The sequence below is a fragment of the Microbacterium sp. ZW CA_36 genome, assembly GCF_044987475.1.
Classification (GTDB): domain Bacteria; phylum Actinomycetota; class Actinomycetes; order Actinomycetales; family Microbacteriaceae; genus Microbacterium.
Map to the genome: position 1 here is coordinate 89,563 of NZ_JBJDRL010000007.1, position 11,361 is coordinate 100,923.

General features: G+C 72.3%; 14 protein-coding genes and 1 pseudogene. 1 reads left to right on the forward strand and 14 read right to left on the reverse strand.

The window, feature by feature from the left end:
* Positions 1 to 61: 61 nt before the first annotated feature.
* The 11 genes from trpA to rpe all read right to left on the reverse strand — a co-directional run bounded on the left by trpA (position 62) and on the right by rpe (position 7,555).
* Positions 62 to 856 carry a tryptophan synthase subunit alpha gene (trpA, locus tag ACI3KX_RS05625; RefSeq protein WP_363357407.1) on the reverse strand — a complete coding sequence of 265 codons (795 nt, stop codon included), beginning with the start codon at positions 854 to 856 and terminating at the stop codon, positions 62 to 64.
* Complete coding sequence (trpB, locus tag ACI3KX_RS05630; protein ID WP_404908494.1) at positions 853 to 2,127, reverse strand: tryptophan synthase subunit beta; 1,275 nt, start codon at positions 2,125 to 2,127, stop codon at positions 853 to 855. The genes trpA and trpB overlap by 4 nt, the downstream gene beginning before the upstream one ends.
* Entirely contained in the window at positions 2,124 to 2,933 is an 810-nt protein-coding gene (gene trpC / locus ACI3KX_RS05635) for an indole-3-glycerol phosphate synthase TrpC (protein WP_363357405.1), read from the reverse strand. Before trpC ends, trpB begins: the two co-directional genes overlap by 4 nt.
* Positions 2,934 to 2,935: 2 nt before the next feature.
* Complete coding sequence (locus tag ACI3KX_RS05640; protein WP_349427573.1) at positions 2,936 to 3,166, reverse strand: DUF6704 family protein; 231 nt, start codon at positions 3,164 to 3,166, stop codon at positions 2,936 to 2,938.
* Positions 3,167 to 3,217: 51 nt separating this feature from the next.
* On the reverse strand, positions 3,218 to 3,850 hold the full coding sequence (locus ACI3KX_RS05645) for a Trp biosynthesis-associated membrane protein (RefSeq protein WP_404908508.1): 633 nt from the start codon (positions 3,848 to 3,850) through the stop codon (positions 3,218 to 3,220).
* A complete protein-coding gene (gene hisI, locus ACI3KX_RS05650) occupies positions 3,850 to 4,215 on the reverse strand; it encodes a phosphoribosyl-AMP cyclohydrolase (protein ID WP_404908498.1) in 366 nt (121 codons plus the stop codon). Before hisI ends, ACI3KX_RS05645 begins: the two co-directional genes overlap by 1 nt.
* Entirely contained in the window at positions 4,212 to 5,000 is a 789-nt protein-coding gene (gene hisF / locus ACI3KX_RS05655) for an imidazole glycerol phosphate synthase subunit HisF (protein ID WP_349427570.1), read from the reverse strand. Before hisF ends, hisI begins: the two co-directional genes overlap by 4 nt.
* Positions 5,001 to 5,034: 34 nt before the next feature.
* Entirely contained in the window at positions 5,035 to 5,877 is an 843-nt protein-coding gene (gene hisG / locus ACI3KX_RS05660) for an ATP phosphoribosyltransferase (protein WP_349427569.1), read from the reverse strand.
* A gap of 43 nt (positions 5,878 to 5,920) precedes the next feature.
* Positions 5,921 to 6,184, reverse strand: coding sequence for a phosphoribosyl-ATP diphosphatase (locus tag ACI3KX_RS05665; RefSeq protein ID WP_045302883.1), 264 nt, complete (start codon positions 6,182 to 6,184; stop codon positions 5,921 to 5,923).
* 112 nt (positions 6,185 to 6,296) lie between these two features.
* Entirely contained in the window at positions 6,297 to 6,824 is a 528-nt protein-coding gene (locus tag ACI3KX_RS05670) for a hypothetical protein (protein WP_349427568.1), read from the reverse strand.
* A gap of 38 nt (positions 6,825 to 6,862) precedes the next feature.
* Positions 6,863 to 7,555, reverse strand: a complete 693-nt coding sequence (gene rpe / locus ACI3KX_RS05675; RefSeq protein WP_363357402.1) for a ribulose-phosphate 3-epimerase — start codon at positions 7,553 to 7,555, stop codon at positions 6,863 to 6,865.
* A gap of 20 nt (positions 7,556 to 7,575) precedes the next feature.
* On the opposite strand from rpe, the gene glsA reads away from it, so the two are divergent.
* Complete coding sequence (gene glsA, locus ACI3KX_RS05680) at positions 7,576 to 8,748, forward strand: glutaminase A (protein WP_349427567.1); 1,173 nt, start codon at positions 7,576 to 7,578, stop codon at positions 8,746 to 8,748.
* 19 nt (positions 8,749 to 8,767) lie between these two features.
* Here the strand turns inward: glsA and ACI3KX_RS05685 are convergent, their stop codons facing one another.
* From ACI3KX_RS05685 to ACI3KX_RS05695, 3 genes and pseudogenes are all read right to left on the reverse strand, one after another.
* A complete protein-coding gene (locus ACI3KX_RS05685) occupies positions 8,768 to 10,138 on the reverse strand; it encodes a transcription antitermination factor NusB (protein ID WP_363357401.1) in 1,371 nt (456 codons plus the stop codon).
* Positions 10,135 to 11,058, reverse strand: coding sequence for a methionyl-tRNA formyltransferase (fmt, locus tag ACI3KX_RS05690; RefSeq protein ID WP_404908503.1), 924 nt, complete (start codon positions 11,056 to 11,058; stop codon positions 10,135 to 10,137). The genes ACI3KX_RS05685 and fmt overlap by 4 nt, the downstream gene beginning before the upstream one ends.
* Positions 11,059 to 11,080: 22 nt before the next feature.
* Positions 11,081 to 11,361 (reverse strand): annotated as a pseudogene (locus ACI3KX_RS05695) (primosomal protein N'); the annotation flags it as partial.

The following is an 11,361-nucleotide window of genomic DNA, read 5'->3' on the forward strand; positions in this document are numbered from 1 at the left end:
AGAACCGTGTCCTTGCTGGATCCGTGCGGGAGGGGCCGGCGCACGCGCCGACCTGAGAAGTCTAGTTCGCGCTGCGCGCGGTGCCGGCGGCGAGGCTGCGCGCGGTCGCGGCGAGGCCGTCGATTCCGCCCTCGCGCAGCGCGCGGACGAGCGCGGTGCCGACGATCGCGCCGTCGGCGTACTCGAGCACACCCGCCACCTGATCGGCGTTCGAGATGCCGATGCCGACGCACGCGTGCTCGACCCCGTGCTCGCGCAGCCGGGCGACGAGCGTGCGGGCGGCGGCGTCCAGCTGCGCTCGTTCGCCGGTGATGCCCATGGTCGACACCGTGTAGACGAACCCGGTGGACTGCCGGACGATCAGCTCGAGGCGCTCGTCGGTCGATGTCGGCGCGGCGAGGAACACGCGGTCCAGCCCCGTGCGCTCGCTCGCGGCGATCCACTCGGGAGCGGCTTCGGGTGTGATGTCCGGGGTGATGAGTCCCGCTCCCCCGGCGGCGAGGAGATCGTCGGCGTACCGGTCGACCCCGTACTGCAGCACGGGGTTCCAGTACGTCATCACGAGCACCGGAACGTCCACGCGGCGCGTGATCTCGCGCACCGCCGTGAACGTGTCGCGCAGACGGAAGCCGCCGGCGAGGGCCGCCTGCGTGGCCTCCTGGATGACGGTGCCGTCCATCACCGGGTCGGAGTAGGGCGGACCGAGCTCGAGGACGTCGGCGCCGTTCTCGGCAAGGGCGACGGCTGCGTCGATGCTCGTGCGCAGGTCGGGGAAGCCGATCGGCAGGTAGCCGACGAAAGCGCCCCGGCCTGCGGCGTGGGCGGCGTCGATCGCCGCGGCGACGCGGGAGCTCATAGCTTGGTGCCCTCTCCCTTGGCGGCGTCGTCGGACGGTGCGGTCTCGACCGGCCCGGCGCCCTCCGCCGCAGCGGCGGCAGCGTCGTACAGGTGGAAGTAGCGCGCGGCGGTGTCCATGTCCTTGTCGCCGCGGCCCGAGAGGCAGACCGCGAGGATCGCGTCCGGGCCGAGTTCCCGCCCGATGCGCAGCGCTCCGGCGAGGGCGTGCGCCGACTCGATCGCCGGAATGATGCCTTCGGTCTCGGAGAGCAGCCGCAGCGCCTGCATCGCCTGGTCGTCGGTCGCGGGGATGTACTCGGCACGCCCGATCGAGGCGAGCCAGGCGTGCTCGGGTCCGACGCCCGGGTAGTCGAGTCCCGCCGAGATGGAGTGCGACTCGACCGTCTGGCCGTCCTCGTCCTGCAGCACGTAGGTCTTCGCGCCGTGCAGCACTCCCGGGCGTCCGCGCTCGATCGATGCGGCGTGGCGAGGAGTGTCCACGCCGTCGCCGGCGGCCTCCACCCCGTAGAGCTTCACGTCGTCGTCGAGGAAGGCGTCGAACATGCCGATGGCGTTCGAGCCACCGCCGACGCAGGCGATGACGGCATCCGGAAGCCGCCCGGCCTCTTCGAGCAGCTGGGCGCGCGCCTCTTCGGAGATCACCTTCTGGAAGTCGCGCACCATCGCCGGGAACGGATGCGGTCCCGCGGCGGTGCCGAAGATGTAGTTCGTCGTCTCGACGCTGGCGACCCAGTCGCGGTAGGCGTCGTTGATGGCGTCCTTCAGCGTGCGCGAGCCGGTCTTCACCGGCACCACCTCGGCGCCCAAGAGGCGCATGCGGGCGACGTTGAGCGCCTGGCGCTCGGTGTCGACCTCGCCCATGTAGATCGTGCACTCGAAGCCGAACAGCGCCGCGGCGGTCGCGGTCGCGACGCCGTGCTGGCCGGCGCCCGTCTCGGCGATCACGCGGGTCTTGCCGAGGCGCTGGGTGAGCAGCGCCTGGCCGAGCACGTTGTTGATCTTGTGCGAGCCGGTGTGGTTCAGGTCCTCGCGCTTGAGGAACACGCGCGCTCCCCCGGCGTGCTCGGCGAACCGCGCCACCTCGGTGATCGGCGACGGGCGGCCCGCGTACGAGTGGAGCAGGCGGACGAACTCGGCCTGGAATGCGGGATCGACCTTGGCGGCCTCGTACTCGGCCGCCAGCTCATCGATGGCGGCGATGAGGGATTCGGGCATGTAGCGCCCGCCGAACTCGCCGAACAGCGGCCCGGGGGCCTCGCGAAGACTCACTGCGTCGCCCTTCCTTCGCTCAGTGCATCGCCCGCGCCTGCCTGCAGGAAGGCGCGCAGGGTGGATACGGGATCGTTGGTGACCAGGGCCTCGCCGACGAGGACGACGTCCGCCCCCGCCGCCCGGTAGTGGGCGACGTCCTCGGGGACGAGCACAGCCGACTCGGCGATCCTCACCGCGCCGGCGGGGATGCGCTCCGCCAGCCGCCCGAACAGGTCGCGGTCGAGCTGGAACGTCGACAGGTCGCGCGCATTGACGCCGATGAGCTGCGCGTCGAGCTCTGCCGCACGGTCGACCTCTGCGGCCGAGTGCGTCTCGACGAGCGCGGTCATGCCCAGCTCGCGGGTGAACGCGTGCAGGCGGGCGAGCACATCCTGCTCGAGCGCGGCGACGATGAGCAGCACGAGGTCCGCACCGGCGGCGCGGGCCTCGAGCACCTGGTACTCGGTGGCGATGAAGTCCTTGCGCAGCACCGGCAGGGTGACCGCGGCCTTCACCGCCTCGAGGTCGGCGAGGCTTCCCTTGAAGCGCCGCCCCTCGGTGAGGACGGAGATCGCGGACGCGCCGCCCTCCTCGTAGCGACGAGCCTGCAGAGCGGGATCGGGGATCGCCGCGAGGTCGCCGCGCGAGGGGCTCGCCCGCTTGACCTCCGCGATGATCTTGACGCGGTCGGACGGAGCGAGGGCGGCGACGGCGTCGATCGCGGGACGCTGCGCCAGCGCTGCGGCCTCGACCGCTGCCACTGGCCGCACCGAGGCGCGTGCCTCGGCATCCTCAACCGCGCCGGCCGTCAGGTCGGCGAGCACGATCAGTGCTCTTTCGCCACGTACTTCGAGCCGTTCACGCCGTAACCGGCGCGCGACATCGCCCAGCCGACGATCGCGCCGACGACGAGGAGACCGGCGGATGCCCACACGAGGGCGGGCATGTCGAGGAAGTAGAAGAGGGTTCCGAGTGCGACCGCCACGAGCATGATCACGACGGCCGTCCAGGCGGCGGGCGAGTGTCCGTGGCCGGGGTCGCCGATGTTGTTGCTCATGGATATCTCCTCGTGAAGCCTGGGAAGCGCGGGATGACGCCAGTCTAGCGGTCAGGCGGTGGGATCCTCGCCACGCGACAGGTCGTCCCAGTCGTCGATGGCCCGGGATCCGGCGGCGTCGTGGGGGCGCGAACCGTCGCCGCCGGGACGGCGGGAACCGGCCCGCAGAGCCGGCTGTGCGGCGTCGTCCGTGCGGTACCGCCGCCCGGTGCGCGACCAGCCGTGTGCGGTGGCGAGGACGAACCCCCCGGCTGCGATGAGCACCACCCAGACGGCGAGGGTCACCGCCGGCCAGAGCGTCGCGTCGATCGACGCGACGAGCGTCGCGACGGACGACTCGCCCGCGATGCCGGTGGACTCGGTGACGACGGAGGCTACGGCCGAGACGGGATGCTCCAGCACGATGCGGGCGGTCAGCCAGGCCAGCACGCCACCGATGAGGACGGCCAGTGCGCCGAAGATGTACCGCAGCGCGAGCCCGACGATCGAGAGGGCCGCGCCGAGAGCGAGTACGGCGAGGCTGAGCGGGGCAAGTACCGGCAGCGCCGAGGCGCCGGGCACCTCGAGCACGTGGCGGGCGGCGTCCTCGAGCACGACGGTGAGCCACGTCTGCGTCGACGAGATCACCCCGATCGCCCCGCACAGCACCGTGACGACGACGGCGAGCAGTCGCGCCCTGCGGATCACGCGACGGCCTCCGGGCCGCGGACGGCCTCGAGGTCGTCCGCGTCGAAGCAGGTGCGGGTGCCGGTGTGGCAGGCGGGCCCGATCTGCTCGACCTCGACCAGCACGGCGTCGCCGTCGCAGTCCAGGCGCGCCTCGCGCACCAGCTGGATGTTGCCGGACGTGTCGCCCTTGCGCCAGTACTCCTGGCGGGAGCGCGACCAGAAGGTCACGCGGCCCTCGGTGAGGGTGCGGCGGAGGGCCTCGGCATCCATCCAGCCGAGCATGAGGACCTCGCGCGTGTCCCATTGCTGGATGATCGCCGCGACCAGGCCGTCGGGGTTGAACGTCACGCGTGCGATGCGCTCGTCGACACTCTCGCTCATGCCGCCACCTCCCGCACCGCGATGCCGTCGGCGGCCATCGCGGCCTTGACGTCGCCGATGGTGAGCTGGCCGGAGTGGAAGACGGATGCCGCGAGCACGGCGTCGGCGCCCGCGGCGATGGCGGGACCGAAGTCGGCGGCCGAGCCCGCGCCTCCCGAGGCGATCACCGGCACGCTGGCGACCTCGCGCATGAGGGCCACGAGCTCGAGGTCGAACCCCTGCTTCGTGCCGTCGGCGTCGATCGAGTTGACCAGCAGCTCGCCTGCGCCGCGCTCGACGGCTTCGCGCGCCCATTCCAGCGCGTCGAGCTCCGTCTCGGTGCGCCCGCCGTGCGTCGTGACGACGAAGCCGGACGGCACCCGGTCGAGCAGGTCGGGCGAGGCGCGCTTCACGTCGAGCGAGAGCACGAGCACCTGGGCGCCGAACCGGTCGGCGATCTCGTCGAGGAGCGCGGGGCGGGCGATGGCGGCGGAGTTCACGCCGATCTTGTCGGCGCCCACGGCCAGCAGCCGGCCGACGTCGTCGGCCGAGCGGACTCCGCCGCCGACGGTGAGCGGGATGAAGACCTCTTCGGCGGTGCGCCGGACGACGTCGTAGGTCGTGGACCGCTCGTCGACCGTCGCCGTCACGTCGAGGAAGGTGATCTCGTCGGCGCCCTGGTGGAAGTACTCCCGCGCGAGCTCGACGGGATCGCCCATGTCGCGCAGGTTCTGGAAGTTGACGCCCTTCACGACGCGACCCGCGGCGACGTCGAGGCACGGGATGACGCGGCAGACCAGGCTCATGACACGGCTCCGTTCGTCGGTGCTGTCCCGTCCATCAGAGCCTCGCGTTGTGGATCGCTGTCACGAGGATCGCGCGGGCGCCGATCGCGTACAGCGCGTCCATGACCTGGTTGACGCCCTTGCGGGCGACCATCACCCGCACCGCCACCCACGCCGCATCCCGCAGCGGGGAGATGGTCGGCGACTCGATGCCGGGAGCGATCTGGACGGCGGTGTCGACGAGATCCGCCGGCAGGTCGTAGTCGACCATGACGTAGCGCTGAGCCACCATGACGCCCCGCAGGCGCCGGAGCAGCGTCTCGACGCCCTCCGCCTCGGTCGGCGCGCCGATGAGCACGGCCTCGGACTTGAGGATCACCGGCCCGAAGACGTCCAGGCCCGCCTGGCGCAGCGTGGTGCCGGTCTCCACGACGTCGGCGATCGCGTCCGCGACGCCCAGCTCGACGGCCGACTCGACGGCGCCGTCGAGCGGCACGAGGTCGGCGGCGACGCCGTGCTCGTCGAGGAAGCCGTCGACGAGCCCCGGGTACGAGGTCGCGATGCGCGCGCCCTCGAGGTCGGTCACCTCGGAGAAGCGCCCGGCGGGCGCCGCGAAGCGGAAGGTGGAGGCCGCGAACCCGAGCTGCTCGATCTCGCGGGCGCCGGGCATCCGCGCGTCGAGCAGCAGGTCACGGCCGGTGATGCCGACGTCGAGCGCGCCCGAGCCGACGTAGGTGGCGATGTCCTTGGGGCGGAGATAGAAGAACTCGACCTCGTTCTGAGGGTCGATGACGTGGAGGTCCTTCGGGTCGCGGCGCCCGATGTAACCCGCCTCGTGGAGCATCTCGGAGGCGGTCTCGGCGAGCGATCCCTTGTTCGGCACGGCGATTCGCAGCATGGCAGCGTGGCTTTCGGGTTCGAGGACGGATGAGGATCGCGGCTCAGAGATGTCGGTAGACATCCTCGAGGCTCAGCCCCTTCGCGAGCATCAGCACCTGCAGGTGGTACAGCAGCTGAGAGATCTCCTCGGCTGCGGCATCCGTCGACTCGTACTCGGCCGCCATCCACACCTCGGCGGCCTCTTCCACGATCTTCTTGCCGATCGCGTGCACGCCCGCGTCCAGCTGTGCGACGGTTCCCGAACCCTCGGGGCGCTCGGCCGCTTTCGCGGCGAGCTCGGCGTACAGCGTGTCGAACGTCTTCACCATGCCAGGGTATCGCCCTTCGATACACGCGCAGCGCGCGTTACCCGGACCCACCGGACGGATGCCGCGGCGCCGCGTGACGCGAGCCGGGCGGCCCGGCCCGGCGTGGGCTTCAGTGCGCGAGGATGCTCAGCCCGATCACCAGCATGCCGAGCAGTGTCGTCGCCAGGAGGCCGGCGATCCGCCAGGGCCAGGAGCTCCCGTTGCGGGCGGCGTTCGCATAGCCGATCACCGCGAGCAGCACGATGCCGCTGCCGAGCGCCAGGAAGTACGCGGTGTACTCCTCGACCAGGCCGAGCGCGCCCAGCAGCAGCAGCGCAGCCGGAACGAGCATCGCGATCAGCATCCCCGAGGAGTGACGGGCGCCGTCGCCGATCGCCGTCATCAGCGGTTTCGCGGGGCGGACGGCGCGGCTGGCGACCACCGCGGCGTAGATGTGCGCGAGCCAGAAGATGACAACGGTGCCGAAGACGAACAGCAGCACCTCGAAGTCGGTGTCCTCCTCCCAGCCGACGGCGACGAGAGCCGTCACGAGGACGAGGCCGTAGACCGCGTGCTCGCCGCTGTACGCGTCGAGGAGGCGATGGAGGTGACGGCGATGCGCGGGCTGCGGAGGGGACGCCTCGTCGTCGGTGGCCATGCGCTCCCTCTCGAATCGATGACGCGCGGTCCGCGGCGTCAGTGGGCGTGGGCGCGGGCGGATGCCCGGAGCCCGGTGATGGCGTTCGCGGGATCGTCGGCGCCGAAGACGGCGGATCCGGCGACGAACGTGTCGGCGCCCGCCTCCGCCGCCTCCGCGATGGTCGACTCGCCGATGCCGCCGTCGACCTGCAGCCAGACCGACGACCCGCGGCGGCGAGCCTCGTCCGCCAGGCGTCGCAGCTTCGGCATCGTCTCGGGCATGAACGACTGACCGCCGAAGCCGGGCTCCACGGTCATCACGAGGATCTGGTCGAAGTCGTCGAGGAGGTCGAAGAGACCCTCCACGGGCGTCGCAGGCTTCACCGCGACACCGGCGCGCGCGCCGATCGCGCGGAGGCGGCGCGCGAGAGCGACCGGCTCCTTCGCCGCCTCGAGATGGAACGTGACCGAGGCGGCGCCGAGCTCCGCATAGCCGGGTGCCCAGCGGTCGGGGTTCGTGATCATGAGGTGGACGTCCAGCGGCACGGGGCTCGTCGCCTGGATGCGCTCGACCATCTGCGGCCCGAACGTCAGGTTCGGCACGAAGTGGTTGTCCATGACGTCGACGTGGACGAAGTCCGCCGTGGCGATGCGCGCGAGCTCCGTCTGCATGTTGACGAAGTCGGCGGCCAGGACGCTGGGATTGATGCGGATGCCGACCTGGCGGCCGCTGTCGTCGATCGGAAGCACGCGTCCATTATGGTCGACCCGTGGATCCCATCACGGCGCTGCTGCACGAGGTTCTCGAAGACATCCGGCCCCACGACGACGGCGCCCCCGCGGGATACATCCCCGAACTCGCCGCCGCCGACCCGGAGCGGCTGGCGCTCGCGGTGGTGGGTCCGCGCGGGCGCGTGCGGGCGGTCGGTGACGTCACTCACGAGTTCACGATCCAGTCGATCTCGAAGCCGTTCGTGCTGGCCCTCGCCCTGGCCGACCGGGGGCGCGACGCGGTCCTGCGCAAGGTCGGGGCCGAGCCGAGCGGCGAACCCTTCAACGCGATCAGTCTCGAACCCCTCACCGGGCGACCGGCCAATCCGATGGTCAACGCGGGGGCGATCGCGACCTCGTCGCTGATCCCCGGCGATGTCGTCGACGACCGCACGTCCCGCATCGTCGAGGGTCTCTCCGCCTTCGCGGGACGCTCGCTGTGGGTCGACGAGCAGGTCTACGCCTCGGAGTCGGCGACCGGCGACCGCAACCGCGCGCTGGCACACCTCCTGCACTCGTACGGCATCATCGACGGCTCGGTCGAGATCGCCGTCGAGACCTACTTCCGCCAGTGCTCGCTGCTCGTGACCGTTCGCGACCTCGCCGTGATGTCGGCGACCCTCGCCTTCGGCGGCCTCAATCCGGTCACGGGCGAACGGGTCGTCGCCGAGGCGGTGGCCCGTGACGTGCTGTCGATCATGACGAGCTGCGGCATGTACGACTATTCGGGCGAATGGCTGCTGCGCGTCGGCCTGCCGGCGAAGAGCGGGGTCAGCGGCGGTCTTCTCGCCGTCGCGCCGTCGCAGTTCGGCGTCGCCGCATTCAGTCCCCGCCTCGACGAGCACGGCAACTCCGTACGCGGCATCGCTCTCCTCGAGACGCTCGGCGAGCGGTTCGGCATGCACATGCTCGAGCCGCACGAAAGCGTCGCGGTTCCGGCCTTCACGGTCGAGGACACGGACACGGGACGCGTGCTCCGCCTGGCGGGCGAGCTCGGACTGGCGGGCACAGAGCGTGTCGTCGCCGTGCTGCGCGAGCTCGCCGAGGCGCTGCCGGAGGGCGCCGAAGTCACGGTCGACGCCCGCGACCTGGGCCGCACGCACAGCGCGGCGCTCGTCGCGCTGCGCACGGAGTTCGAGCAGATGCCCCACGGCATTCATCTGCGCGAGTGAGCGCGGCGCCTGAGGCAGCTCAGACGCGGCGCAGGAGCGTCACAGACATCGCATCGGTGTTGTGGCGGTGCGGCCACAGCTGGGCGCGCCCGCTGCCGTCGGCCTGCGGCGGAAGGCCGGGGTCGGCATCCGACAGCGACGTGATGACGTCGCGCGCGGAGAGCTCTTCGATCGCCCCGTCCCATTCGCGGCGGATGTCGGCCACGACGCCCGCCGTCTCGGCGAGATGGGGCGAGCAGGTCACGTACGCCACCACGCCGCCGGGCTTGAGCGCGCTCACCGCCTCGGTGAGCAGCTCGCGCTGCAGCTGCGTGAGCGCCGGGACGTCGCTCGGCGCCTTGCGCCAGCGCGCTTCGGGCCGGCGGCGCAGCGCGCCGAGTCCGGTGCAGGGCGCGTCGACGAGGATGCGGTCGTAGGTCTCGGGGGCGTCCTGCGCACGCAGCCGGCCGTCCTCCTCCGACACCGGCACTTCGAGGGGCACGCCGGCGAGCGCCTGGCGCACGAGCCCCGCGCGCGCGGGCGAGATCTCGTTGGCCTCGAGGGACGCGCCGTGTGCGAGCGCCTCCGCCGCGAGCACCGCGGTCTTGCCTCCGGGGCCCGCGCACAGGTCGAGCCACAGCTCCCCCGGCGTCACAGGAAGGGCGCGCGTCAGTGCCAGAGCCGCGAGCTGTGAACCCTCGTCCTGCACCCGGATGCGGCCGCCCGAACCGCGCACGGTCGAATCCGGGTCGCCGCCGCCGAGACGGAAGCCGATCGGCGAGAACGGGGTGCGGCGCGCGTCCTCGGGCACGTCGGCGAGGTCGGGAAGGGCCGCCATCGTGACGCGCGGCGACGCGTTGTCGGCGGTGAGCAGCGCCTCGAGCTCCTCGGCCCGGCCCTCGGCCGCCAGCGCACGGCGGAAGGCCCGCACCACCCACACCGGATGCGAGAACAGCAGCCCGAGCTGCTCGTCGTCGGAGCGCGCGCTCTCGGCGACGTGCGTCATCCAGTCCCCCGGGGTGTCACGAGAGACCCGGCGCAGCACGGCGTTGGTGAATCCGGCCGCTCCCCGGCCGCCGGCCGCGCGGGCGAGCTCCACGGACTCGTTGACGGCCGCGTGCGAGGCCACCCGTGTCGACAGCAGCTGGTGGACGCCCAGCCGGAGCGCGTCGAGCACGGCGGGATCGATGTCGGCGACGGGCCGGTCGGCGGCGATCTCGATGACCGCGTCGTACGTGCCCTGGCGACGCAGGGTTCCGTAAGTGAGCTCGGTGGCCAGTGCCGCGTCCTGCGTCGCGAGACCGGCGCGTGCGATGGCGGTCGGCAGGAGCAGGTTCGCGTAGGCGTCCGACTCGTGCACCGCCCGCAGGGTCTCGTAGGCGACGCGTCGCGCCGCGATCGTGCGACTCACGATCCCGCCACCGGGGTCGCATCGCGCAGGCCCCGCCACCAGTCGGCGGCGCGCATGGCGCCCTTGCCCGCCGGCTGGACCGTGTCGAGCACGATCGGCGCGGACGTGGTGCCGGCGACGACCTTGCCGCCGTGCAGCGCGAGGGCGCCTGGCTGCAGGTGCGGAGCGTCCGCCGGCGCAGACGCGACGGCGAGCACCTTGAGCCGCACGCCCGAGATCGTCGTGTGGGCGCCCGGTTCGGGTGTGACGCCGCGGATGCGCCCGAGCACGGCGTCCGCGGGCTCGTCCCAGCGCACGCGGCCGTCGTCGTCGCCGAGCTTCGAGGCGTAGGTCGGCTCGCCCACCTGCGGGCGGGAGACCGCGGAGCCTTCGGCGATCGCATCGACGACGTCGGTGAGCAGCCCGGCGCCGTCTTCGGCGAGCGCCGAGAGCAGCGACCCCGCGGTGGCGTCCGCGGGCACGTCGATGGAGAGCTCGCCGAAGACGTCGCCGGCGTCGAGCGCGGGGACCAGCTGGAACACGCTCGCGCCGGTGCGCGCATCGCCCGCGATGAGGGCGTGCTGCACGGGCGCCGCGCCGCGCCAGCGCGGGAGCAGGGAGAAGTGCAGGTTGATCCACCCGTGGGCGGGCGTCGACAGCAGCGGCTCGCGTACCAGGCCGCCGTAGGCGACGATCACCCCGAGATCGGGCTGGAGGGCCGCGATCTCGGCCGTGACGGTCGCATCGAGCCGGTCGGCGCGGATCACGGGGATCCCGAGCTCCTCGGCGGCGGTGGCGACGGGAGAGGGCGTGAGCACGCGCTTGCGCCCGAGCGGAGCATCCTGGCGGGTGACGACCGCGACGACGTCGTGAGCGGTGGCCGCGAGCCGCCGCAATGACGGCACAGCCGGCTCGGGCGTGCCGGCGAAGACGAGGCGCATGACGGTCCTGAACGATCGAGGGTCAGAGGTCGAGATCGGGCACGTCGACCCGAACCTTCAGTGTATTGGCGGCGCCCGGTGTGCGTCCCTTCGCGGGACGGCGGCCCTTCACGGCCTGGCTCACGACCGAGGCGCGCAGGCTCTCGGTCGCGCGGGCGCCCAGACCGTACTCGAACCTCACCAGCGCGCGGACCGACTCGCCGTGGGCGAGCGGCCCGAGGACCGCCTCGGCGTCGAGCTCGGGCACTGCCTGCCGGAGCTCCGCCAGAGCGGTGTCGACGGCCCGCCGCGGTCCCTCGCCCT